General features: G+C 57.8%; 23 protein-coding genes. 15 read left to right on the forward strand and 8 right to left on the reverse strand.

Annotation, left to right across the window (positions count from 1 at the left end):
• Window positions 1-104: 104 nt before the first annotated feature.
• The 4 genes from pepA (at window position 105) to GUC22_RS24010 (ending at window position 5640) form a co-directional block, all read left to right on the forward strand.
• The gene (pepA, locus tag GUC22_RS23995) at window positions 105-1616 is read left to right on the forward strand and encodes a leucyl aminopeptidase (RefSeq protein WP_004136151.1); all 1512 of its coding nucleotides are present in this window, start codon (window positions 105-107) and stop codon (window positions 1614-1616) included.
• Between the two features lie 98 nt (window positions 1617-1714).
• Complete coding sequence (gene holC / locus GUC22_RS24000; RefSeq protein ID WP_004098129.1) at window positions 1715-2158, forward strand: DNA polymerase III subunit chi; 444 nt, start codon at window positions 1715-1717, stop codon at window positions 2156-2158.
• The gene (locus GUC22_RS24005) at window positions 2158-5013 is read left to right on the forward strand and encodes a valine--tRNA ligase (RefSeq protein WP_049131477.1); all 2856 of its coding nucleotides are present in this window, start codon (window positions 2158-2160) and stop codon (window positions 5011-5013) included. The genes holC and GUC22_RS24005 overlap by 1 nt, the downstream gene beginning before the upstream one ends.
• A gap of 123 nt (window positions 5014-5136) precedes the next feature.
• Complete coding sequence (locus GUC22_RS24010; RefSeq protein WP_024360506.1) at window positions 5137-5640, forward strand: GNAT family N-acetyltransferase; 504 nt, start codon at window positions 5137-5139, stop codon at window positions 5638-5640.
• Window positions 5641-5739: 99 nt separating this feature from the next.
• On the opposite strand, the gene miaE is transcribed toward GUC22_RS24010, so the two are convergent.
• Window positions 5740-6498: a tRNA isopentenyl-2-thiomethyl-A-37 hydroxylase MiaE gene (miaE, locus tag GUC22_RS24015; RefSeq protein WP_004136153.1), complete on the reverse strand. Its 759-nt coding sequence runs from the start codon at window positions 6496-6498 to the stop codon at window positions 5740-5742.
• Window positions 6499-6550: 52 nt separating this feature from the next.
• A complete protein-coding gene (gene rraB / locus GUC22_RS24020; RefSeq protein WP_004098122.1) occupies window positions 6551-6976 on the reverse strand; it encodes a ribonuclease E inhibitor RraB in 426 nt (141 codons plus the stop codon).
• A 99-nt stretch (window positions 6977-7075) separates the two neighbouring features.
• Between rraB and argL the strand changes: the two genes are divergently transcribed.
• Both argL and argF read left to right on the forward strand, forming a co-directional pair.
• Window positions 7076-7171, forward strand: a complete 96-nt coding sequence (gene argL, locus GUC22_RS27650; RefSeq protein ID WP_370798676.1) for a putative translational regulatory protein ArgL — start codon at window positions 7076-7078, stop codon at window positions 7169-7171.
• The gene (gene argF / locus GUC22_RS24025) at window positions 7141-8145 is read left to right on the forward strand and encodes an ornithine carbamoyltransferase (protein WP_024360508.1); all 1005 of its coding nucleotides are present in this window, start codon (window positions 7141-7143) and stop codon (window positions 8143-8145) included. The genes argL and argF overlap by 31 nt, the downstream gene beginning before the upstream one ends.
• A 190-nt stretch (window positions 8146-8335) precedes the next feature.
• On the opposite strand, the gene GUC22_RS24030 is transcribed toward argF, so the two are convergent.
• Complete coding sequence (locus GUC22_RS24030; RefSeq protein WP_004137188.1) at window positions 8336-8788, reverse strand: YhcH/YjgK/YiaL family protein; 453 nt, start codon at window positions 8786-8788, stop codon at window positions 8336-8338.
• Between the two features lie 192 nt (window positions 8789-8980).
• Between GUC22_RS24030 and GUC22_RS24035 the strand changes: the two genes are divergently transcribed.
• From GUC22_RS24035 to ridA, 4 genes are all read left to right on the forward strand, one after another.
• The gene (locus GUC22_RS24035) at window positions 8981-9085 is read left to right on the forward strand and encodes a pyrBI operon leader peptide (protein ID WP_009652331.1); all 105 of its coding nucleotides are present in this window, start codon (window positions 8981-8983) and stop codon (window positions 9083-9085) included.
• A 36-nt stretch (window positions 9086-9121) separates the two neighbouring features.
• Window positions 9122-10057: an aspartate carbamoyltransferase gene (gene pyrB, locus GUC22_RS24045; protein WP_004098118.1), complete on the forward strand. Its 936-nt coding sequence runs from the start codon at window positions 9122-9124 to the stop codon at window positions 10055-10057.
• A 12-nt stretch (window positions 10058-10069) separates the two neighbouring features.
• Window positions 10070-10531, forward strand: coding sequence for an aspartate carbamoyltransferase regulatory subunit (gene pyrI, locus GUC22_RS24050; RefSeq protein ID WP_004137189.1), 462 nt, complete (start codon window positions 10070-10072; stop codon window positions 10529-10531).
• Between the two features lie 112 nt (window positions 10532-10643).
• On the forward strand, window positions 10644-11030 hold the full coding sequence (gene ridA / locus GUC22_RS24055) for a 2-iminobutanoate/2-iminopropanoate deaminase (RefSeq protein WP_004137191.1): 387 nt from the start codon (window positions 10644-10646) through the stop codon (window positions 11028-11030).
• A gap of 67 nt (window positions 11031-11097) precedes the next feature.
• On the opposite strand, the gene mgtA is transcribed toward ridA, so the two are convergent.
• Window positions 11098-13806: a magnesium-translocating P-type ATPase gene (mgtA, locus tag GUC22_RS24060; protein WP_154911232.1), complete on the reverse strand. Its 2709-nt coding sequence runs from the start codon at window positions 13804-13806 to the stop codon at window positions 11098-11100.
• A 145-nt stretch (window positions 13807-13951) separates the two neighbouring features.
• A complete protein-coding gene (gene mgtL / locus GUC22_RS27655) occupies window positions 13952-14005 on the reverse strand; it encodes a mgtA regulatory leader peptide MgtL (protein ID WP_219192905.1) in 54 nt (17 codons plus the stop codon).
• A gap of 180 nt (window positions 14006-14185) precedes the next feature.
• Between mgtL and treR the strand changes: the two genes are divergently transcribed.
• From treR to treC, 3 genes are all read left to right on the forward strand, one after another.
• Window positions 14186-15133, forward strand: a complete 948-nt coding sequence (gene treR, locus GUC22_RS24065) for a trehalose operon repressor TreR (RefSeq protein WP_160183804.1) — start codon at window positions 14186-14188, stop codon at window positions 15131-15133.
• A 131-nt stretch (window positions 15134-15264) separates the two neighbouring features.
• Entirely contained in the window at window positions 15265-16683 is a 1419-nt protein-coding gene (treB, locus tag GUC22_RS24070; RefSeq protein WP_064342105.1) for a PTS trehalose transporter subunit IIBC, read from the forward strand.
• 52 nt (window positions 16684-16735) lie between these two features.
• A complete protein-coding gene (treC, locus tag GUC22_RS24075; RefSeq protein ID WP_116943916.1) occupies window positions 16736-18391 on the forward strand; it encodes an alpha,alpha-phosphotrehalase in 1656 nt (551 codons plus the stop codon).
• Between the two features lie 105 nt (window positions 18392-18496).
• On the opposite strand, the gene celB is transcribed toward treC, so the two are convergent.
• The 3 genes from celB to GUC22_RS24090 form a co-directional block, all read right to left on the reverse strand.
• A complete protein-coding gene (gene celB / locus GUC22_RS24080) occupies window positions 18497-19852 on the reverse strand; it encodes a PTS cellobiose transporter subunit IIC (RefSeq protein ID WP_004137207.1) in 1356 nt (451 codons plus the stop codon).
• Between the two features lie 26 nt (window positions 19853-19878).
• Complete coding sequence (locus tag GUC22_RS24085; RefSeq protein ID WP_024360513.1) at window positions 19879-21186, reverse strand: 6-phospho-beta-glucosidase; 1308 nt, start codon at window positions 21184-21186, stop codon at window positions 19879-19881.
• Window positions 21187-21265: 79 nt separating this feature from the next.
• Entirely contained in the window at window positions 21266-21529 is a 264-nt protein-coding gene (locus GUC22_RS24090) for a PTS sugar transporter subunit IIB (protein ID WP_024360514.1), read from the reverse strand.
• 305 nt (window positions 21530-21834) lie between these two features.
• Between GUC22_RS24090 and GUC22_RS24095 the strand changes: the two genes are divergently transcribed.
• Complete coding sequence (locus GUC22_RS24095; protein ID WP_024360515.1) at window positions 21835-22578, forward strand: MurR/RpiR family transcriptional regulator; 744 nt, start codon at window positions 21835-21837, stop codon at window positions 22576-22578.
• 369 nt (window positions 22579-22947) lie between these two features.
• A complete protein-coding gene (nrdD, locus tag GUC22_RS24100; RefSeq protein ID WP_004128226.1) occupies window positions 22948-25086 on the forward strand; it encodes an anaerobic ribonucleoside-triphosphate reductase in 2139 nt (712 codons plus the stop codon).
• Window positions 25087-25329: the final 243 nt, after the last annotated feature.

Genomic DNA, 25329 nt, shown 5'->3' on the forward strand with positions numbered 1-25329 from the left:
TTAAGATTAACACGAAGTCACCACAACAGCGGACATGAGTTACGAAAGCTTTCAATTCTATCCGTAGCCACCGTCGTTGTCTTTAAGATTCAGGAGCGTAGTGCATGGAGTTCAGTGTAAAAAGCGGTAGCCCGGAGAAGCAGCGGAGCGCCTGTATCGTGGTCGGCGTCTTTGAACCACGGCGCCTCTCCCCCATCGCCGAACAGCTTGATAAAATTAGCGACGGTTATATCAGCGCCCTGCTGCGTCGCGGCGAGCTGGAAGGCAAACCTGGCCAGACTTTATTGCTGCACCATGTGCCGAACATTCTGTCGGAGCGCATTCTGCTTATTGGCTGCGGTAAAGAGCGCGAGCTGGATGAGCGTCAATACAAGCAGGTCATTCAGAAAACTATCAATACGCTGAATGATACTGGCTCGATGGAAGCCGTCTGCTTCCTGACTGAGCTGCACGTCAAAGGCCGCAATAACTACTGGAAAGTGCGTCAGGCGGTCGAGACCGCCAAAGAGACGCTGTACAGCTTTGACCAGTTGAAAACCAACAAAAGCGAGCCGCGCCGCCCGCTGCGTAAAATGGTTTTCAACGTCCCGACCCGTCGCGAGCTGACCAGCGGCGAACGCGCCATTCAGCACGGTCTGGCGATTGCCGCCGGTATTAAAGCGGCAAAAGATCTCGGCAATATGCCGCCAAACATCTGTAACGCTGCCTATCTGGCTTCTCAGGCGCGCCAGCTGGCCGATACCTACAGTAAGAACGTCATTACCCGCGTTATCGGCGAACAGCAGATGAAAGAGCTGGGAATGAACTCTTATCTGGCGGTCGGCAACGGTTCGCAGAACGAATCACTGATGTCGGTTATCGAATACAAAGGCAGCCCGGCGGAGGATGCGCGTCCTATCGTGCTGGTCGGTAAAGGCCTGACCTTTGACTCCGGCGGCATCTCCATCAAGCCAGCCGAAGGCATGGACGAGATGAAATACGATATGTGCGGCGCGGCGGCGGTGTACGGCGTAATGCGCATGGTGGCAGAACTTCAGCTGCCGCTGAACGTTGTCGGCGTGCTTGCCGGATGTGAAAACATGCCGGGTGGTCGCGCCTACCGACCAGGCGACGTGTTGACCACGATGTCCGGGCAAACGGTTGAAGTGCTGAACACCGATGCCGAAGGGCGTCTGGTGCTGTGCGATGTGCTGACCTACGTCGAGCGCTTCGAGCCGGAGACGGTAATCGACGTGGCGACGCTGACCGGCGCCTGCGTGATAGCGCTGGGCCATCACATCACCGGCCTGATGTCGAACCACAATCCGCTGGCCCACGAGCTGATCGGCGCCTCCGAACTGGCGGGCGATCGCGCATGGCGTCTGCCGCTTGGCGACGAGTTCCAGGAACAGCTGGAGTCTAACTTCGCCGATATGGCGAACATCGGCGGCCGTCCAGGCGGAGCGATTACCGCGGGCTGCTTCCTGGCGCGCTTTACCCGCAAGTACAACTGGGCGCACCTTGATATCGCCGGTACCGCGTGGCGTTCCGGGAAAGCCAAAGGCGCGACCGGTCGTCCGGTGGCGATGCTGTCGCAGTTCCTGCTCAACCGCGCTGGATTTACCGGCGAAGAGTGATGCAACGTGCCGGGTGTACCCGGCCTACTAACGACAGTACACCGTAGGCCGGGTCCGCCCGGCTTAAGCATTTAAAGTCATCACAAGAAGCCCCATATATGAAAAACGCAACGTTCTACCTTCTGGACAACGACACACAACAAGACGGTCTGAGCGCCGTTGAACAACTGGTGTGTGACATTGCCGCAGAACGTTGGCGCAGCGGCAAGCGAGTGCTCATCGCCTGCGAAGATGAGCAGCAGGCCATTCGTCTGGACGAGGCGCTGTGGGCGCGGCCAGCGGAAAGTTTTGTTCCGCATAATCTGGCGGGAGAAGGTCCGCGCGGCGGCGCGCCGGTGGAGATCGCCTGGCCGCAAAAGCGCAACAGTAGCCCGCGGGATATACTGATTAGCCTGCGGCTAAACTTTGCAGATTTTGCCACCGCTTTCACAGAAGTGATAGACTTCGTCCCTTATGAAGATTCTTTGAAACAACTGGCGCGCGAACGTTATAAAGCGTACCGCATGGCTGGTTTCAACCTGAACACGGCAACCTGGAAATAATGGAAAAGACATACAACCCCCAAGATATCGAACAGCCGCTTTACGAGCACTGGGAAAAGCAGGGCTATTTCAAGCCTAACGGCGATGAAAGCAAAGAGTCCTTCTGCATCATGATCCCGCCGCCGAACGTCACCGGCAGTTTGCATATGGGTCATGCCTTCCAGCAAACCATCATGGATACCATGATTCGCTACCAGCGCATGCAGGGTAAAAACACCCTGTGGCAGGCAGGTACCGACCACGCGGGTATCGCTACCCAGATGGTGGTTGAGCGTAAGATTGCCGCCGAAGAAGGTAAAACCCGCCACGACTACGGTCGCGACGCCTTTATCGATAAAATCTGGCAGTGGAAAGCGGAGTCCGGCGGCACCATTACCCGCCAGATGCGCCGCCTGGGCAACTCCGTGGACTGGGAGCGCGAGCGCTTTACCATGGACGAAGGCCTGTCCAACGCCGTCAAAGAAGTCTTTGTCCGCCTGTATAAAGAAGATCTGATCTACCGCGGCAAGCGCCTGGTCAACTGGGACCCGAAACTGCGCACCGCTATCTCCGATCTGGAAGTGGAAAACCGCGAGTCTAAAGGCTCGATGTGGCATATCCGCTATCCGCTGGCCGACGGCGCGAAAACCGCTGACGGTAAAGATTATCTGGTCGTCGCCACCACCCGACCGGAGACCGTGCTGGGCGATACCGGCGTGGCCGTTAACCCGGAAGATCCGCGCTATAAAGACCTTATCGGCAAATTCGTGATCCTGCCGCTGGTTGACCGCCGCATTCCGATTGTGGGCGATGAACACGCCGATATGGAAAAGGGCACCGGCTGCGTGAAGATCACCCCGGCGCACGACTTTAACGACTATGAAGTCGGTAAGCGTCACGCCCTGCCGATGATCAACATCCTGACCTTTGACGGCGATATCCGCGAAACCGCGGAAGTTTACGATACCAAAGGCAACGAGTCTGACGTCTACTCAAACGAAATCCCGGCGGAATTCCAGAAGCTGGAGCGCTTTGCCGCGCGTAAAGCGGTGGTTGCCGCTATCGATGCCCTGGGCCTGCTGGACGAGATCAAACCGCACGACCTGACCGTCCCGTACGGCGACCGCGGCGGCGTGGTGATCGAACCGATGCTGACCGACCAGTGGTACGTGCGCGCCGACGTGCTGGCAAAACCGGCGGTAGAGGCGGTTGAGAACGGCGATATCCAGTTCGTGCCGAAGCAGTACGAAAACATGTATTTCTCCTGGATGCGCGATATTCAGGACTGGTGCATCTCCCGCCAGCTGTGGTGGGGTCACCGCATCCCGGCATGGTACGACAACGACGGCAACGTCTACGTTGGCCGCACCGAGGACGAAGTACGTCAGGAAAATAACCTCGGCGCCGACGTGGCGCTGCGCCAGGACGAAGACGTTCTCGATACCTGGTTCTCCTCCGCGCTGTGGACCTTCTCCACCCTCGGCTGGCCGGAAAATACCGATGCCCTGCGCCAGTTCCACCCAACCAGCGTGATGGTTTCCGGCTTCGATATCATCTTCTTCTGGATTGCCCGCATGATCATGATGACCATGCACTTCATCAAAGATGAAAACGGCAAGCCGCAGGTGCCGTTTAAAACCGTCTACATGACCGGCCTGATCCGCGATGACGAAGGCCAGAAGATGTCCAAATCGAAGGGCAACGTTATCGACCCGCTGGATATGGTCGACGGCATTTCCCTGCCGGAGCTGCTGGAAAAACGCACCGGTAACATGATGCAGCCGCAGCTGGCGGAAAAAATCGCCAAACGCACCGAGAAACAGTTCCCGAACGGCATTGAGCCGCACGGCACCGACGCCCTGCGCTTTACCCTGGCGGCGTTGGCCTCTACCGGCCGCGATATCAACTGGGATATGAAGCGTCTGGAAGGTTACCGTAACTTCTGTAACAAGCTGTGGAACGCCAGCCGCTTTGTGCTGATGAACACCGAAGATCAGGATTGCGGCTTTAACGGCGGTGAAATGACCCTGTCGCTGGCGGACCGCTGGATCCTCGCGGAATTCAACCAGACCGTAAAAGCCTACCGCGAGGCGCTGGACGGCTTCCGTTTCGATATCGCCGCGGGCATTCTGTATGAGTTCACCTGGAACCAGTTCTGCGACTGGTATCTGGAGCTGACCAAGCCGGTGATGACCGGCGGTTCCGAGTCTGAACTGCGCGGCACCCGCAATACCCTGGTGACCGTGCTGGAAGGTCTGCTGCGCCTGGCGCATCCGATCATCCCGTTCATCACCGAAACCATCTGGCAGCGCGTGAAGGTCATTTGCGGTATCACTGCCGATACCATCATGCTGCAGCCGTTCCCGCAGTACGATGCGTCTCAGGTTGACGAAGCGGCGCTGGCCGATACCGAATGGCTGAAGCAGGCGATCGTCGCCGTGCGTAACATCCGTGCGGAAATGAACATCGCCCCAGGTAAGCCGCTGGAGCTGCTGCTGCGCGGTTGCAGCGAAGCCGCGGTTCGTCGCGTGAACGACAACCGTAGCTTCCTGCTGAACCTGGCGCGTCTGGAAAGCATCACCGTGCTGCCCGCCGATGATAAAGGTCCGGTTTCGGTGACCAAAATTATTGACGGCGCCGAGCTGCTGATCCCGATGGCTGGTCTTATCAACAAAGAAGATGAGCTGGCGCGCCTCGCGAAAGAAGTGACAAAAATCGAAGGCGAGATTGGCCGCATCGAAAGCAAGCTCTCCAACGAAGGCTTTGTGGCGCGCGCGCCGGAAGCGGTGATCGCCAAAGAGCGTGAGAAGCTGGAAGGTTACGCGGAAGCGAAAGCGAAGCTGATTGAGCAGCAGGCGGTTATCGCCGCGCTGTAATTCACTCGCCCCTTATCCCATCCGGGTAAGGGGCGTTTTCTGTGAAAGATCCTCGCTTGCACTCTCCCCTTCCGCAATGTTATTAACAACATTATCCGTCATCATTTTGCAATGAGTCTTCACATGAATACGAGCGCAACCCTACCGCTAACCCTGCGCCGCATCACGGCTAATGATAATCCGGCGATAGCTAACGTTATCCGCCAGGTTTCCGCCGAATATGGTCTGACCGCCGATAAAGGCTATACGGTCGCCGATCCGAATCTGGATCAACTCTATGAGCTTTATAGCCAACCGGGTTCCGCCTATTGGGTCGTTGAGCTGAATGGTGAAGTGGTTGGCGGCGGCGGCGTGGCGCCGCTCTCCTGCAGCGAGCCCGATATCTGCGAACTGCAGAAAATGTATTTTATGACCTCCGCGCGCGGCCGGGGGCTGGCGAAAAAGCTGGCGCTGATGGCCCTGGATTACGCCCGTGAACAAGGTTTCAAACGCTGCTATCTGGAAACCACCGCCTTCCTTAAAGAAGCGGTCGGTTTATATGAGCATCTCGGCTTTGAGCATATCGACGGGCCGCTGGGCTGCACCGGCCACGTTGACTGCGAAGTCACGATGCTGAAAGTATTGTAGCTCCTGAGTGTTCCTTGTACCGGCCACAGCATCAGACAAAGACCACAACGCTAATCGGTGATGGGCGCAGGCCGCTGCGGTGAAGCTGCGGCCTGGCGCTCAGACCGGCACGCCGCTGTGAAAACGAAACTCCGCTTCAGGCGCGTTAATTAACGCCGCTTCCGCCTCGCCAAGCTGGCGCACGCGTTCGCTGATATCGTCCGCGGCAATCCTCTGCGCTAAGTCCAGATAGTCCTGATAGTGGCGCGCTTCGGAGCGCAGCAGCGACAGATAAAACTTCTGCAGATCGTCATCCAGCCATGGCGCCAGCGCGGCAAAACGCTCGCAGGAACGGGCTTCAATGTAGGCGCCGCAAATCAGTTTATCGATCAGCATCACCGGTTCGTGAGAACGCACTTCCCGACGCAGCCCACGGGCGTAATTGCTGGCGGTGATTTTGACGTAGGGAATATCGCGGGAAAGCATGATTTCGCGCACCTGCCAGAAGTGATGCAGCTCCTCTTTGATCAGCAAAATCATGCTGTCGAGCAGTTGACGTCCCCAGGGATCGTCGGTCTGCGGCATGGCGCTTTTGTTTATCTGCTTATGCAGCGCGACGAAATCCGGCTCCGGGCCCCAGCGGTATGTGAAGTCCTCGTAGGGCTTCAGGCAGGCCAGCAGCTCATCGGCGCCGTCTTTATCCGCGACGTATCGACGTACCAGCAGCATGGCGTTTTGCGCCGCTTTCAGCTCGCACACCATATGATCGGTCAACAGCAGCGGAAGATTTTCCGGTTTACGGGCTTCATCAATCCACGCCTGAGGAGTTGGGCAATGCAGAAAACCTAAAATCGGGGCGAGTATTTGCGGGTAATCCATTAAAATTCCTTGCTATACGGCGGCATAACGCACCGCCGTATACCTCTGCTACCTAGTGGCGAACGCCGTCGTCGTCTTCATCAACGAGATCTTCGTCGTCATCGCCTTCTTCGTCTTCCCCGTTAGGATCTTCGTAGTAGGTGCCCCAGCCGTCGTATTCCACGTCGTATTTTTCCGCCAGCGTCATCAGCTGCTCAACCTGGGCATCGATCAGCTCGGCATTCAGCGCGGATTCGCTGAGGATATCGCAGCAAATAACGGTATCGCCCTCTTCCACTTCCAGCTCTTCTGGCTCAGTCACTTCATAGCCCAGCTTGAAGGCTTCTACCGCCACTTTCTCCAGCGTTTCGAAATCATCGGCGGAGAGATGGTGCTCAATGGTATACAGCGCGTCCGGATCGCTGCCGTCTTCGAGCAGCTCTTCAATAATCAGACGCGTTTCTTCACGCTGTTCTTCCAGTAATTCCGGGTTGGCCATGGCTCGTTCCTCATAATGTGTCGCAGATGCTTCTATTGTCACATACCGCCGTGATTGCCTCCACCTTCTGAGCGAAAGATTTATGACACGGGGTTGCAAATGAATATTCATACATATAAAGTGAATTTTAATTCAACAAATGGTCTAAGCCATGTGAGGGAACCATGTCCGCGTTTTATCAGAAGCATTTTTTAAAGTTGCTTGATTTTACTCCTGCAGAAATTACCGCCCTGCTTGAACTGGCGGCCAGGCTCAAAGCTGATAAGAAAAACAATATCGAAATTCAGCATCTCACCGGCAAAAACATCGCGCTCATCTTCGAAAAAGACTCTACCCGCACCCGATGCTCTTTCGAAGTTGCCGCATTTGACCAGGGCGCTCGCGTCACGTATCTCGGACCAAGCGGCAGCCAGATTGGCCACAAAGAGTCGATTAAAGACACCGCCCGCGTGCTGGGACGCATGTACGACGGTATTCAATATCGCGGTCATGGCCAGGAAGTGGTGGAAACTCTTGCCGAATATGCCGGCGTTCCGGTCTGGAACGGCCTGACCAATGAATTCCACCCTACTCAGCTGCTGGCGGACCTGCTGACCATGCAAGAGCACCTGCCGGGCAAAGCCTTTAACCAGATGACCCTGGTCTACGCCGGCGACGCGCGGAATAATATGGGCAACTCCATGCTCGAAGCCGCCGCGCTGACCGGTCTGGATCTGCGTCTGGTCGCGCCAACGGCCTGCTGGCCGGAAGAGAAGCTGGTCGAGCAGTGCCGGGCGCTGGCGCAGAAAAACGGTGGCAATATTACGCTGACCGAAGATATCGCCGCGGGCGTGAAGGGCGCTGACTTTATCTATACCGACGTCTGGGTATCGATGGGCGAAGCCAAAGAGAAGTGGGCGGAGCGTATCGCGCTGCTGCGCGCGTATCAGGTGAATAGCGAGATGATGGCGCTGACCGGCAATCCGCAGGTGAAATTCCTCCACTGCCTGCCCGCGTTCCACGACGACCAGACCACGCTCGGCAAACAGATGGCGGCGGAGTACGGCCTGCACGGCGGGATGGAAGTGACCGACGAGGTATTTGAATCCGCGGCCAGCATCGTTTTCGATCAGGCGGAAAACCGCATGCATACCATCAAAGCGGTGATGGTGGCGACGCTGGGTAAGTAAGCGTTCTCACGATATTTCCCCGGATTGCGCTGCGCTTATCCGGGCTATCCGCCGCCAAACCGCACGGATCTGTAGCCCGGGCAAGGCGCCAGCCGCAGCCCGTGGGCGTTCCCGGAGGCGGCGCTTGACGCGCCTGTCCGGGCTACCGGACCGCAACAACCATAGCCTCGGCGAGCAGCCCGGGATATTTTTACGCCATCAGCATCTTCACAACCGCTTTGCGCACCTTCGCCGGCGTGCCGACGGCGCACAGCGGCTTATGCACTTCGCCGGGATAGAACACCACAAAGTCGCCTTCGCTGAGGATGACGGTTTTTTCCTGCGCCCCCTCCGCCAGGAAGGCGATGTCTTTATCCGCCAGCCAGTTGGTATCCGGCGCACCGGCGGGAAGAACGCTAAAGGTCATGCCCTCCTGACCTTTGAGTACAATCTGGATGTCGAGGTAACGGGCGTGATACTCGGCGCGGCGGTCAGCCATCGGCTCGGTGGTATCTTCGGATATGAGATAGAACAGATTGTTGCCGTCAATATCATGTTTACCCAGCGGCGTCGCGTCGGTGACGTGGGCCTTAACGTGTTCGATAGCTTCGCGCAGAGACGCCGGCAGCCAGCTCTGCAGATGGTGAATGTTCCCAACGATCATAATAACCTCTGATTATAAAACAGCTTTTCATTTTCCGTTTTATACCCCCCTTCGCACTGCCATACCACCTCTTTTTCAGGGTTTTTTGCATTACCGCACTCTTCTCCAGGCAAACGTTTACCTTTTGTGGATTAATCGCTTGATCCGAAAATTGAGCTGCGTATAATGCCACCCGTTTTGCCGGGAGGAATTATGGTTCAGTGTGTACGACATCGCGTCTTACCGCGTCTGAAAACAGGCGCTGGCCTGCCGTTTTTTCTTTCCGTTGCATCCGTATTCGTAAAGCCCCTTATTTAAGGGGCTTTTTTTTTGCCCAGGCGTCAGGAGATAAACATGGCTAATCCGCTGTATCAAAAACATATCATTTCTATAAACGATCTCAGCCGCGAAGACCTTGAACTGGTACTGGCAACCGCAGCAAAGCTCAAAGCCCATCCACAGCCTGAGCTGCTGAAGCATAAAGTGATTGCCAGCTGCTTTTTTGAAGCGTCGACCCGCACCCGCCTGTCGTTTGAAACCTCGATGCACCGCCTGGGCGCCAGCGTGGTCGGTTTCTCAGACAGCAGCAACACCTCGCTGGGCAAAAAAGGCGAAACCCTGGCCGATACCATCTCGGTCATCAGCACCTATGTCGATGCCATCGTTATGCGCCACCCGCAGGAAGGCGCGGCGCGCCTGGCGACCGAGTTCTCCGGCGGTATTCCGGTACTCAACGCCGGCGACGGCGCGAATCAGCATCCGACGCAGACCCTGCTGGATCTGTTCACCATTCAGGAGACCCAGGGCCGTCTGGAAAATCTTAACGTCGCGATGGTCGGCGATCTGAAATACGGCCGCACCGTTCACTCCCTGACCCAGGCGCTGGCGAAATTTAACGGCAATCGCTTCTACTTTATCGCGCCGGACGCGCTGGCCATGCCGCAGTACATCCTCGACATGCTCGACGAAAAAGGCATTGCCTGGAGCCTGCATAGCGCCATTGAAGAGGTGATGGAAGAGGTGGACATTCTGTATATGACCCGGGTGCAGAAAGAGCGCCTCGACCCGTCGGAATATGCCAACGTGAAGGCGCAGTTTGTCCTGCGCGCCGCCGATCTGGAAGGCGCCCGCGCCAACATGAAGGTGCTGCACCCGCTGCCGCGTATTGATGAAATCACCACCGATGTCGATAAAACGCCGCATGCCTGGTACTTCCAGCAGGCGGGCAACGGCATCTTCGCGCGCCAGGCGTTACTGGCGCTGGTACTGAATAGCGATCTGGCACTGTAAGGGGAAAAAGAGATGACACACGACAACAAATTACAGGTAGAAGCCATCAAACGTGGCACCGTTATCGACCATATCCCGGCGCAGGTCGGCTTTAAGCTGCTAACCCTGTTCAAACTGACCGAAACGGATCAGCGCATCACCATCGGCCTGAACCTGCCGTCAGGTGAAATGGGCCGCAAAGATTTAATCAAAATCGAAAACACCTTCCTGACCGACGAGCAGGTCAACCAGCTCTCCCTGTATGCGCCGCAGGCGACGGTGAACCGCATTGATGATTATGAAGTGGTCGGTAAATCCCGTCCGCATCTGCCGGATCGCATCAACAACGTGCTGGTTTGCCCCAACAGCAACTGCATCAGCCACGCCGAGCCGGTCTCTTCCAGCTTTGCGGTAAAAAAACGTGAAAACGATATCGCGCTGAAGTGCAAATATTGTGAAAAAGAGTTCTCACATAATGTGGTTCTGGCGAACTAATTGAGGTTGGTATTGCGTACCCGGCTCCCTATAATGGCCGGGTCTCTTACCTCTCATCTTTCGCAGTTAGCGACGCGAAAGATTTATATAATGCTGTGATTCAGGAGAACTCATGTCTAAAACTATCGCGACGGAAAATGCACCCGCAGCTATCGGCCCGTACGTTCAGGGTGTTGATCTGGGTAACATGATTATCACTTCCGGCCAGATCCCGGTAGACCCGAAAACCGGCAGCGTGCCGGAAGATGTCGCCGCTCAGGCGCGTCAGTCGCTGGACAACGTGAAGGCCATCGTTGAAGCCGCGGGTCTGAAAGTGGGCGATATCGTTAAAACTACCGTTTTCGTGAAAGATCTGAACGACTTCGCCACCGTGAACGCCGCCTATGAAGCCTTCTTCACTGAACATGACGCCACCTTCCCGGCGCGCTCCTGCGTGGAAGTGGCGCGTCTGCCGAAAGACGTGAAGATTGAGATTGAAGCGATCGCCATTCGTCGCTAATCGGATGCGGTATGAACAAAGGCAGCCAACGGCTGCCTTTGTTGTTTCTGCGCGTAAAGCTCCCCGCTCACTGCCAGCCGTAGCGACGGCTGTAGAAACCTTTCACCATCTGCGTCAGCGTCATATAGCCCGCCAGGATGGCAATTAGCCACGGGAAGTAGCTTAGCGGCAACGCCTGAAGCTGCAAATAGCCTGCCAGCGGCGAGAACGGCAGCGCAATCCCTACCACCATCACCAGCAGCGTCATCACGATCAGCGGCCAGGCCGCGCGGCTCTGAATAAACGGGATCCTGCGCGTGCGGATCATATGCACAATCAACGTCTGCGACAGCAGGCCAACCACGAACCAGCCGGACTGGAACAACGTTTGATGTTCCGGCGTATTGGCATGGAACACCCACCACATCAGACAGAACGTCAGAATATCGAATATCGAACTGATCGGCCCAAAAAAGACCATAAAGCGCCCGAGATCCGCCGGGTTCCAGCGCTGCGGTTTACGGATCTGCTCATCGTCAACGTTATCAAACGGGATCGCGACCTGGGATACATCGTACAGCAGGTTCTGGATCAGCAGATGCAGCGGCAGCATCGGCAGGAACGGCAGGAAGGCGCTGGCCACCAGCACGCTGAAGACGTTACCGAAGTTGGAGCTGGCGGTCATTTTGATGTACTTGAGCATATTGGCGAAGGTCCGGCGGCCTTCAATAACCCCCTCCTCCAGCACCATCAGGCTCTTCTCCAGCAGGATGATATCCGCCGCCTCGCGGGCAATATCCACCGCGCCGTCGACGGAAATACCGATATCCGCCGCGCGCAGCGCCGGGGCGTCGTTAATGCCGTCGCCCATAAAGCCCACCACGTGTCCTTCGCGTTTCAGCAGGGTCACGATACGCTCTTTGTGCAGCGGCGCCAGGCGCGCAAACAGGGTCGTACGTTTTGCCAGCTCGGCTAGCTCATCATCGTTCAGCGCTTCAACCTGGCTGCCGATAACCACATCCCCCGCGTCCAGCCCCACTTCGTGGCAGACTTTGGCCGCCACCAGCTCGCTGTCGCCGGTGAGGATTTTGACCGTAATGCCGCTGGCCTTCAGCGCCTTCAGCGCCGGGGCTGTGGTCTCTTTCGGCGGATCGAGGAAGGCGATATAGCCTTCGAGGATCAGGTCTGACTCATCCGCGCGCTGGTAGTCGCCTTCGCGGGCGGGCAGGTACTTCGTCGCCACCGCTACCACGCGCAATCCCTGACGGTTGAGGGTATCGGTCACGCGACGGATGCGCCGCAGCATGGTGTCGTCCAGCGGTACGATGTCGCCGTTATAGCGCACCTGGGTCGAGACGTTGAGGATCTCCTGCAAAGCGCCTTTGCAGATCAGCTGATGGACGTTGTCCTGCTCCTGCACCACCACCGACATACGGCGACGCTCAAAATCGAACGGGATCTCATCCACTTTTTGCCAGCGTGCCGCCAGCCCGCGCGCCGGCTCCAGTTCCACTCCCTCCAGCACTGCGGTATCGAGCAGATTCTTCAGTCCGGTCTGATAATGGCTATTGAGCCAGGCGGTATGCAGCACGCGTTCGCTCACTTTGCCGGAGACATCGGTGTGGTTCTCCAGCACGATTTTATCCTGCGTCAGGGTACCGGTTTTATCGGTGCACAGAATGTCCATCGCGCCAAAGTTCTGTATCGCGTCGAGATGCTTGACGATCACTTTCTGTTTCGACAGCTTCACCGCCCCGCGCGCCAGGGTCGAGGTGACGATCATCGGCAGCATTTCCGGGGTCAGGCCCACCGCGACGGAGAGCGCGAACAGCGCCGCCTCCCACCAGTCGCCTTTGGTGTAGCCGTTAATCAGCAGCACTATCGGCGTCATCACCAGCATAAAGCGGATCAGCAGCATGCTGACCCGGCTGATGCCTTTCTGAAAGGCGTTCGGCTCGCTTTCCTGCTCGCTGACGCGACCGGCCAGCTGGCCAAACCAGGTGCCGCCGCCGGTGGCGAAAACGATGGCCTGCGCCGATCCGCTCACCACGTTGGTGCCCATAAAGCACAGGGTGTCGCACTCCAGCGGGTTCGTCTGTAGCGGGTCGCGGGTGCGGGTCACTTTTTCGACGGGCAGCGATTCCCCGGTCAGCGAGGCCTGGGCGACAAACAGGTCGCGCGCCTGAATGATGCGCAGATCTGCCGGGATCATGTCTCCCGCCGATAGCTTGACGATATCTCCCGGCACCAGCTGGTCGATAGGGAGTTCGCACCAGCGGCTCTCGCCCTGCTCGTTCACCACCCGCAGGACCGTCGCGGTGTTGCTGACCATCGCCTTCAGGGCATCCGCCGCTTTGGTCGAGCGGGCTTCCTGGATAAAGTTCAGCAGCGTGGAGATCCCCACCATCAGGGCGATAACCGCCGCGGCAAACAGATCCTCCGTCGAGTAGGAGACGATACCCAGGACGGTCAGCAGCAGGTTGAAGGGGTTGCGATAGCAGCTCCACAGATGCACCCACCACGGCGACGGCTTCTGCGCCGGGATCTGGTTTTCGCCGTACTGCGCGATTTTCTGCGCCACTTCGCCTTCGTTTAGCCCTTCCGGATGGCTGGAGAAAGCGCGCCAGATTTCATTCTCATCCATTGCCGCCACGTTCAGGCACTGCTTACCGAGAGAATCCGGGATCGGCGCGCTCGCCAGATTGCGGGCATCGGGTAGCGGATCGCGTTGCACTAAACGACGCGGTAAATGACGGCCAAGCTGGGCAAACAGCTGGCGGGTAAAATTTTTCAACATAAACAGTCCCTCCGCGCTCGCGCGAGCGAACGCAGCGCTACCGACAGGCGCGGGTCAACCTTACCTGTCAGGCATATTATTTTTATGGCAGGGACATCAAGGACGTCGCTGCTTTACGCTTCCGGTAAAGCAGCGCTAAGCGGGATTACCGGAAAAAAAGATGGCTCCATCGAGGGTCGGGAGTGGGTTCGGGGTCCATAAAATCTCCGGTAAATGAATACAAACGGCGCGAATTATATCGTCACCGATAATCTATTTGTGGCTATTATGGCGATGATACCCCCGGGTAGCTAAACCAGACGTAAACCAGACTTTGCTCATTGTGGTTTCCTTGAGTAGCATTAGGCTGACTTTAATCGGACCACAACGAGAACCCTGCATGCAAAACCGGCTGACCATCAAAGATATCGCGCGCTTAAGCGGCGTCGGGAAATCGACGGTATCCCGCGTGCTTAATAACGAAAGCGGCGTTAGCGAACGCACTCGCGAGCGAGTGGAAGCGGTGATGCAGCAGCACGGATTTTCCCCCTCGCGTTCCGCCAGGGCGATGCGCGGCCAGAGCGATAAAGTGGTGGCGATCATCGTCACCCGTCTGGATTCGCTGTCGGAAAACCTCGCCGTTCAGACCATGCTCCCCGCCTTTTACGCCCAGGGCTACGATCCGATTATGATGGAAAGTCAGTTCTCCCCGGCGCTGGTCGAGGAGCATCTCGGCATGCTCGCCCGGCGCAATATCGACGGCGTGGTGCTATTTGGTTTTACCGGCATCCAGCAAGAGATGCTCACCCCTTGGCGGGAGACGCTGGTGCTGCTGGCCCGCGACGCGCCGGGCATCGCCTCCATCTGCTATGACGATGAAGGGTCGATCAGGATGCTGATGCAGCGTCTTTACGATCGCGGGCATCGCCATATCAGCTTCCTCGGCGTGCCGCATAGCGATGTGACCACCGGGCAGCGCCGCCACCAGGCCTATCTCGATTTCTGTCTGAAAAAACGCCTCACTCCCCTCGCCGCGCTGCCGGGTCTGGGCATGAAACAGGGCTACGAAAGCGTCGCAGAGGTGCTATCGGCAGAGACCAGCGCGCTGGTCTGCGCTACCGATACCCTCGCGCTGGGGGCCAGCAAGTATCTCCAGCAGCAGGGAATCGATCGTCTCCAGCTTGCCAGCGTCGGCAGCACGCCGCTGATGAAGTTTCTCCACCCGGAGATCCTGACGGTCGATCCCGGCTATGCCGAATCCGGACGCCAGGCGGCACAGCAGCTGATCGAGCAGATCGCCGGCCACCGTGAGCCCCGTCAAATCGTCATTCCCGCCGTACTGAATTAAGTCCGCCTGAGCGATTTATGTGATCTTCGCTGCGTTTCGGGAACGTTCCCATTTTGCAATTCAAACGAAGCGGTTAGGATTCAGCTCAAGTTAAATATGCTATCTCTCCCCCTCGGTCATGAGGCCTCATCATGAGTAAAGTGAATCAGCAGGACATCGATAAACTTATCGAACTGGTGGGCGGGCGCGACAATATCGCCACCGTCAGCCACTGTATTACCCGTCTGCGCTTTGTGCTGAATAATCCGGCCATCGCCAAACCGAAAGACATTGAACAGCTACGCATGGTGAAGGGCTGCTTTACCAACGCCGGACAGTTCCAGGTGGTGATCGGCACCGAGGTTGGCGACTACTATAAAGCGCTGCTGGCGACCACCGGCCAGGCCAGCGCCGACAAAGAGCAGGCCAAAAAAGCCGCGCGGCAAAATATGAAATGGCATGAACAGCTCATTTCACACTTCGCGGAGATCTTCTTTCCGCTGCTGCCTGCGCTGATCAGCGGCGGCCTGATCTTAGGCTTCCGCAACGTGATCGGCGATCTACCGATGAGCAACGGCCAGACGCTGGCGCAGATGCACCCGTCGCTGAAAACTATTTATGACTTCCTGTGGCTGATTGGCGAGGCGATCTTCTTCTACCTGCCGGTGGGCATCTGCTGGTCCGCGGTCAAGAAAATGGGCGGCACGCCGATCCTCGGCATCGTGCTGGGCGTCACGCTGGTCTCTCCGCAGCTGATGAACGCCTACCTGCTGGGCCAGCAGGTGCCGGAAGTCTGGAACTTTGGTCTGTTCACGATTGAGAAAGTCGGCTACCAGGCGCAGGTTATCCCGGCCCTGCTGGCGGGACTGGCGCTCGGCTTTATCGAAACGCGGCTGAAACGCATCGTGCCTGACTATCTCTATCTGGTGATCGTACCGGTCTGTTCGCTGATTCTGGCGGTCTTCCTCGCGCACGCTTTTATCGGCCCGTTTGGCCGCCTGATTGGCGACGGCGTGGCCTGGGCCGTGCGTCACCTGTTAACCGGCAGCTTCGCGCCGATTGGCGCCGCGCTGTTCGGCTTCCTGTACGCGCCGCTGGTGATTACCGGGGTTCATCAGACCACGCTCGCCATCGATATGCAGATGATTCAGAGCATGGGCGGGACGCCGGTATGGCCGCTGATTGCGCTATCCAACATCGCCCAGGCGTCGGCGGTCGTGGGAATCATCATCGCCAGCCGCAAGCAGAATGAACGCGAAATCTCCGTTCCGGCCGCCATTTCCGCCTACCTCGGCGTCACGGAGCCGGCCATGTACGGTATCAACCTGAAGTACCGCTTCCCGATGCTGTGCGCGATGGTCGGCTCCGGTCTTGCCGGGCTACTGTGCGGTCTGAATGGCGTAATGGCCAACGGTATCGGCGTCGGCGGCCTGCCGGGCATCCTCTCTATCCAGCCAACCTACTGGCAGGTTTACGCGCTGGCGATGGCCATCGCCGTGGTGGTGCCGATTGTCCTGACGACGGTCGTCTACCAGCGCAAATTCCGCCAGGGCACCTTACAGATTGTCTAACTTCTTATTTTCGGGGCGCCCAGGCGCCCCCTTGCTGTAGCAGGAACGCGATATGAATACCCTTCCCCTCTGGTGGCAAAACGGCGTTATTTATCAAATCTATCCGAAGAGTTTCCAGGACACGACCGGGACCGGAACCGGCGATCTGCGCGGCGTGACCTCCCGCCTCGACTATCTGCAAAAGCTCGGCGTTGACGCCATCTGGCTGACGCCGTTCTACGTCTCGCCGCAGGTGGATAATGGCTACGACGTCGCCAACTATACCGCTATCGACCCAACCTACGGCACGCTGGACGATTTCGACGAACTGGTCGCTCAGGCGCACGCTCGCGGGATCCGCATTGTGCTGGATATGGTGCTGAACCACACTTCGACCGAACACGCGTGGTTCCGCGAAGCGCTCAATAAAGAGAGTCCGTATCGCCAGTTCTATATCTGGCGCGACGGTGAACCCACCACGCCGCCCAACAACTGGCGCTCTAAATTTGGCGGTAACGCCTGGCAGTGGCACGCCGAAAGCGAGCAGTACTATCTGCATCTGTTCGCGGTTGAGCAGGCGGACCTGAATTGGGAAAACCCGGCGGTGCGCGCGGAGCTGAAAAAAGTGTGCGAGTTCTGGGCCGATCGCGGCGTCGACGGCCTGCGCCTCGACGTGGTCAATTTGATCTCCAAAGACCAGACCTTTCCGTCCGATACGGATGGCGACGGCCGCCGCTTCTATACCGACGGCCCGCGAGCGCACGAATTTTTGCAGGAGATGAGCCGCGATGTCTTTACCCCGCGCAACCTGATGACGGTCGGCGAAATGTCCTCCACCACGCTTGCGCATTGCCAGAAGTACGCGGCGCTCGACGGCGGCGAACTGTCGATGACCTTTAACTTCCACCATCTGAAGGTTGACTACCCCGGCGGCGAGAAGTGGACGCTGGCGCGCCCGGATTTTGTGGCCTTGAAATCGCTGTTCAGGCACTGGCAGCAGGGGATGCACAATCGCGCGTGGAACGCGCTGTTCTGGTGTAACCACGACCAGCCGCGCATCGTCTCCCGCTTCGGCGACGAGGGGGAGTACCGCGTCCCGGCGGCGAAAATGCTGGCGATGGTGCTTCACGGTATGCAGGGCACGCCCTATATCTATCAGGGCGAAGAGATCGGCATGACGAATCCGCACTTTACGCGCATTACCGATTATCGCGACGTTGAGAGCCACAACATGTTTATCGAACGCGCGGCGCAGGGTCAGGACCCGGATGAACTTCTGGCGATTCTGGCCAGCAAATCGCGCGATAACAGCCGTACGCCAATGCAGTGGAACAGCGCTGATCACGGCGGTTTTAGCGCAGGCGAGCCGTGGATTGCGCTGTGCGATAACTATCGCGAGATCAACGCCGAAGTGGCGCTGGCGGACCCGGAATCGGTGTTTTATACCTATCAGCAGCTGATTGCGCTGCGCAAGAGCGCGCCGGTGCTGACCTGGGGCGACTATCAGGACCTGCTGCCGGAACATCCGTCGCTGTGGTGCTACCGCCGTCAGTGGCAGGGACAAACGCTGGTCGTCGTGGCGAACCTGAGCCGCGAGTTTCAGCGCTGGCAGCCGGAAGCGATGAGCGGCGAATGGGGGATGCTGATGAGCAACTACGCGGAAGCGGCAAACCGTCCTGCCGCTATGACCCTGCGTCCGTTTGAAGCGGTATGGTGGCTGCAGGAGTAACCCCCTCCCCGGCTTGCGCTACGCTTAGCCGGGCTACCGATTCACAGCCGTCTGCGGGCCGGTAGCCCGGACAGGCGCGTCAAGCGCCGCCTCCGGGAATACGCTTTAAATACGCTCCGCCGCAGACAGCGTCGGGCTGGCTTCCGGCTGCGCTGACGCCTGCTCTTCTTTTGCCTTCAGGCGATCCCATACCCGGAAAAACGGATAATAGATCACCAGCGAGATCGCCAGGTTCACCACCTGCAGCACCGCGCCGGAAATATGTCCCCCCGTCGCCAGATAGCCGCTCATAAAAATCGGCGTGGTAAACGGCAGCGCAATCCCCGCCGGCTTCATCACCAGCCCGGTGGCCATCGCGGTATACGAGACAATCACCAACAGGACCGGCGTCAAAATAAACGGCAGGAAGAAGTACGGGTTCATCACCAGCGGAATGCCGAATACCATCGGCTCGCTGATATTGAACAGCGCCCCCGGCGCGGCAATTTTCCCCAGCTGTTTCATCTGCTGGCTACGGCTGCGCAGCAGCATAAAAATCACCAGCCCCAGCAGCGCCCCGGTACCGCCGGGCGCAATCCATAGGTCATAAAACTGCTGGGTGATGATATGCGGGATCGGCAGTCCGTTCTGAAACGCCTCCAGGTTCTCCGACATATTCGACAGCCAGACCGGGCGAATAAACACCAGCACGATGGTGTCGCCGTGCAGCCCCAGGGTCCACAGAATGCCAATCAGGATCACCGAGATAATCATCCCCGGCAGCGAACCGCCGACGTGCGACATCGGAATACCAATCAGCGTGGTGATCATGCTATTGATATCGCCGAACGGCGAGGCTTCGACGATCAGGCGCAGCGCCAGCACCACGGCCAGCACGCAGAAGCCGGGGATCAGGGCAAGAAAGGATTTCGCCACCGCCGGCGGTACGCCGTCCGGCATGCGGATCACCAGATTACGGCTGGCCACCAGGCGGTAGATCTCCGTGGAAAGCAGCGAAATCACAATCGCCACAAACAGTCCCTGGCTGCCAATCATCCCCACCGGCAGCACGCCTTTGACAAGTTGCGCCGCTGAACCATCTGCCGGCGTAAAGAGCGTCACCTGCGGGATCGTCATCACAAACGCCACCAGCGACATCGCCCCGGCGCTAAGCGGGTCCAGGGTGCGATATTTTTCCGCCAGCCGGTAGGCAATGCCGAAGGCCGAGAGCAGCGCCATGATGTCATAGGTCGCTTTGACCGGGTACAGCATTTTGTCGCGCCAGGCATCGCCAAATACGCTGGCCATCATCTCACCGTAGCCGGGAATCGGCAGGTAGGCGAATATCAAGAAAAACGAACCAATCAGCATAAACGGCATATTGAGAATAATGCCGTCGCGTACCGACAGGACATGCTTCTGGCCGCCGATTTTCAGCGCGGCGGGCATGACATAGCGTTCAATAAATGAAGTACGAGACATAATGGTATCCCCGAAGGCGGAAAAGTTTAGTTAAACTGCGTTAGCCAGGGGCGGTTGATGGTTAACACCTCATCAAGCAGCGCCCGGGCATCGGTCACATTCCCGACCAGCGGGTTACTGACCAGCGCCAGCAGCGCGCTATCCCGGCAGCCGTGGACCGCGGCCTCAATCGTCAAGCGCTCGAAGGCTTTCACCTGCTGCGTCAGGCCGTTCATGATCGGCGGCAGCGCGCCAAAGGCCAGCGGTCGCGCGCCCTGCGCGTCAATAAGGCTGTTAATTTCCACCACCGCATCATCATCAAAACCGTGGATCGCGCCGTTGTTGCGGGTATTCACCACCATCTCTTTGCCAAGATTGTTGTAGATGGCGTTAATCAGCTCCACCGCCACTTCGGAGTAGTAAGCCCCGCCGCGCAAGCTAAGCTGTTCGGGCTTTTCATCCAGCTCAGGTCGGGCATAGATATCAAACAGCTCCTGTTCCACCTTCATCACCTGCTCCGCGCGGGTGCCTTTGGTTTTCGCCGCCTCAATCTCTTCCGCCAGCATGGCCGGCGTCAGCCAGAAATAGCGGTGATAGGGACAGGGAATCGCCTTCAGGGCCCGCAGAAACTCCGCCGGCCACGGCAACGATTTAATATTGTTCATCGACAGCGATTGACCGTCGCACAGCATGTCGAGAACCTTACGGGTGACATCCTCCCGCCCCTGCATCACTTTGTGTACCCAGACCATATGATTCAGCCCGGCGAAGCTCAGCCTGACCTCCTCTGCTTTTGCCTCCAGCATGCCGGCGATCGTATGCTGCATGTTGATCGGCACGTTGCACAGGCCGATGATTTTGGCGCTACTGTAGCGGCTCACCGCCTCCGTCACGATCCCCGCCGGATTGGTAAAGTTGAGGATAAAGGCGTCGGGTGCCAGCGCCTCCACTTTGCGCGCGACCTGCAACATCACCGGAATGGTGCGCAGCGCTTTGGCGAATCCGCCGACGCCTGTGGTTTCCTGGCCCAGCAGGTTATATTTCAGCCCCAGCCGCTCATCCGCCGCCCGCGCCGCCAGCTGCCCGACCCGCAGCTGGGTCAGGACGAATTTAGCGCCGCGAATGGCCTCATCCAGGCTGAAATGGACGCTGACCTTAACCTGTTCGAGGCCATGGCGCTTGAGCATACGCTGGGCCAGCGCGGCGATAATCGCCACTTTCTCGCGCCCGGCTTCGACATCGACCAGCGCCAGTTCCGTGACCGGAATCTGCTGATGGCGAAGGATAATGCCTTCGATAAGTTCCGGCGTATAGCTGCTGCCGCCGCCGATGACGGCAATTTTCAATGTTTGCATAGTGGCCTCATTTTTGGCGTACAGATCCCCGCGCAAGGCCGCAGCGGCTTTGCGAAATGAACGCGTTGATGGGAAAGCGTTAGTGGTTCAGCAGAGCGAGCGCTTTATCAAGAACGGCGGCCCCGCGCATCATGCCGTAATCCGCCATATCGATTACCGCAACAGCTTTCCCGTGCGGGGCAGCAAGCTCGGTCAGTCGGGCCGCTTCGTACTTCACCTGTGGCCCCAGTAAAATCACGTCGGCATTCGGCAACTCGCGTTCAAACTCGGCAACGGGCACGGCATAAATCTCCAGCGCCAGCGCGCGCTGCTGCGCCTCGGCTGTCATTTTGTTAACCAGCATGCTGGTGGACATTCCGGCGGCGCAGCACAGGACGATACGTGGCATAATTCCTCCCAATGGGTTTTGCTTGAGCGAGCGCTAAATAGACACCATCGACTATAAGACGAGGTGCCGGTATGGGTGAAGGCTATATGAAAATTTTTTTCACGTACGTGATCGGAGCGTTATTTTTCACCTCTTTACCCCGCCATATAAGCGAAACCGGCAATAATCTCAGGCGTTGCGCGTGATTAAGTGGTATAAAAAGCCAGCATTATTTGAAAAATATTTTCAATCAGGCGGTGGCGGAGAAAGAGGCTGAAAGCATGGATATCGTAGGGCAGTTACAGGAAGGCATGGCGCGCTTTAGCGCTCAGGAATCAAGAGTCGCGGCATTTATTCTGCAGAATTTAAGCTTTACCGCCAGCGCTTCGATTGATGAACTGGCGGTGCGCGCTGGCGTGAGCGCAGCCACAATTACCCGCTTTGCCCGCTCCGTCGGCTGCGAAGATATTCGTGATTTGCGCAAGCAGCTGGCGCAGGCCTGCGAACGTCGCACCAGTTGGCTAAACGAGGAGAGCGCCGCGCTGCCCGCCGCGTGGCGCGACAAGTTAAGCCTGATTAGCGCAAATCTGGAGCAGCAGCTGGTCAGCACGCCCGAGTCGACGCTGCAAAAGCTGCGCACGCGCCTGCAAAATGCCCGCGCCGTGCACTGTTTTGCCCTCGGCGCGCAGGATATCGCGCTGGCGACGCTGCTTCAGCACCAGCTGCTCTCCATCGGTATCGTGATGAATCTCTGCCAGGACAGCGCCCTGATGCGGATGATAGCCAGTACCCTCAGCGACGATCATCTCCTGCTGGTGCTGGCAACCGGCGAGGCCGACGCGATTTTGCAGGGCGCCACCCTGCTGGCCCGGGTACAGGAAGCGACGATTTTCGCCCTCACCCCGGCCAACCACGCGTTGAGCAATATGGCCTCCGCGCTATTGCCCCTGCCTGAGAATGCGCAGGCCGCGCGTTACGCCCTGCTACTGCTGGTCGACCTGCTTAACGACGCGCTGCTCGCCTGACGTTATCCCTTTCGGGCCTGAATTTCCTGCGTTCAGGCCCCATTTTTGCTTATTTTATAAGCGGATAAATTTACATTAAGCGCAAGCGCCCATCATTCCTGCTCTCCTCTTTTTACTTTGTTCTGCATCAATAAAATTGCAAACATCTTTGATGCAAAGCACTACATATAGAACTTAAAATGCGTCCCGGCCCCACATATTGTATTAATAGTCTATTATGTCACCACGCCCATCGTACTCAGGCGGTGATGGGATGTGGATAAAAAGGGCCGGGATCGGAGGGAAACGGCGGCAGCTATAGCGCCTCGTGGCTTCGATTGTCCTTCCGCCTCTGTGGATAACCTGTTCTGTAAAAATTATGGAGTGATCATGACACCGCATGTGATGAAACGCGATGGCTGTAAAGTGCCGTTCAAGTCAGAGCGCATTAATGAAGCAATTCTACGTGCAGCTAAAGCAGCGGGAGTCGATGACGCAGACTATTGCGCCACCGTCGCAGAAGTCGTTAGCCAGCAAATGCAGGGCCGCGCCCAGGTGGATATCAGCGAGATCCAGACCGCCGTTGAGAACCAGCTGATGTCCGGGCCGTACAAGCAGCTGGCGCGCGCCTACATTGAATATCGCCACGACCGCGATAGCCAACGTGAAAAGCGCGGTCGTCTGAACCAGGAAATTCGCGGCCTGGTTGAGCAGACCAACTCGGCGTTACTCAACGAGAACGCCAACAAAGACAGCAAAGTCATCCCTACCCAGCGCGATCTGCTGGCAGGCATCGTCGCCAAGCACTACGCGCGCCAGCACCTGCTGCCGCATGACGTGGTGATGGCCCACGAGCGCGGCGTGATCCACTATCACGATCTCGACTACTCCCCGTTCTTCCCGATGTTCAACTGTATGCTGATCGATCTTAAAGGCATGCTGACCCAGGGATTTAAAATGGGCAACGCCGAGATTGAACCGCCGAAGTCTATCTCTACCGCTACCGCGGTGACGGCGCAGATTATCGCTCAGGTCGCCAGCCATATTTATGGCGGTACGACCATCAACCGCATCGATGAAGTACTGGCGCCGTTTGTTACCGAAAGCTTCAATAAGCACCGTAAAATTGCCGAAGAGTGGCACATCCCTGACGCCGAAGGCTACGCCCGTTCCCGCACCGAGAAAGAGTGCTACGACGCCTTCCAGTCGCTGGAATATGAAGTGAACACCCTGCATACCGCCAACGGTCAGACGCCGTTCGTGACTTTCGGTTTTGGCCTCGGCACCAGCTGGGAATCGCGCCTGATTCAGCAGTCCATTCTGCGCAACCGCATCGCGGGCCTCGGTAAAAACCGCAAAACGGCGGTGTTCCCGAAGCTGGTCTTCGCCATTCGCGACGGCCTGAATCACAAGTTCGGCGATGCGAACTACGACATTAAACAGCTGGCGCTGGAGTGCGCGAGCAAGCGTATGTACCCGGACATCCTCAACTACGATCAGGTCGTGAAGGTGACCGGCTCGTTCAAAACCCCGATGGGCTGCCGCAGCTTCCTCGGCGTGTGGGAAAACGAGGACGGCGAACAGGTGCACGATGGCCGCAATAACCTCGGCGTTATCAGCCTCAACCTGCCGCGCATCGCGCTGGAAGCGAAAGGCGACGAAACCGAGTTCTGGAAACTGCTCGACGAACGCCTGCAGCTGGCGCGTAAAGCGCTGATGACCCGCATCGCCCGCCTGGAAGGGGTAAAGGCTCGCGTGGCGCCGATTCTGTATATGGAAGGGGCCTGCGGCGTGCGTCTGAAAGCGGACGACGACGTTTCGGAGATTTTCAAAAACGGCCGCGCGTCGATTTCGCTGGGCTATATCGGCATCCATGAAACCATCAACGCGCTGTTCGGCAACAAGCATATGTACGATAGCGCTGCGCTGCGTGAGAAAGGCGTCGCCATCGTTCAGCGCCTGCGCGAAGCGGTAGACCAGTGGAAAGACGAGACGGGCTACGGCTTTAGCCTGTACAGCACGCCGAGCGAAAACCTCTGCGACCGCTTCTGCCGTCTGGATACCGCTGAGTTCGGCGTGATTGAAGGCGTGACCGATAAAGGGTATTACACCAACAGCTTCCACCTCGACGTGGAGAAGAAGGTGAACCCGTACGACAAAATCGATTTTGAAGCGCCTTATCCGCCGCTGGCTAACGGGGGCTTTATTTGCTACGGCGAGTACCCGAATATTCAGCACAACCTGAGAGCGCTGGAAGACGTCTGGGATTACAGCTATCAGCACGTACCCTATTACGGGACCAATACGCCAATCGACGAATGCTACGAGTGCGGCTTTACCGGCGAGTTCGAGTGCACCAGCAAAGGTTTCACCTGCCCAAAATGCGGCAACCACGATGCTTCTCGCGTATCGGTAACCCGCCGCGTGTGCGGCTATCTCGGGAGCCCGGACGCGCGTCCGTTCAACGCCGGCAAGCAGGAAGAAGTGAAGCGCCGCGTGAAGCATTTGGGTAACGGGCAGATCGGTTAATTCCGCGCGATTTAGCCCTCTCCCCAACGAGGAGAGGGTACCGACCAGTAGCCGTTTGGCCCCTCAGGAGCCGTTCCCGGATCGCGGCGCAACGCGCTTTTTATCCAGGGCTACCGCCACTATATGGGTTTCCTCAAATCAGTTGGCGTTGTAGCAAGGCGGCAAGCGAGCAAGTCCCGGGGAGCTTACTGTAGTAAGTGACCTGGGCGCACGAGCGCAGCCAACGCCGCTACAGCGTCAAAT

Source organism: Klebsiella sp. MPUS7, from assembly GCF_009905335.1.
Lineage (GTDB): Bacteria > Pseudomonadota > Gammaproteobacteria > Enterobacterales > Enterobacteriaceae > Klebsiella > Klebsiella grimontii.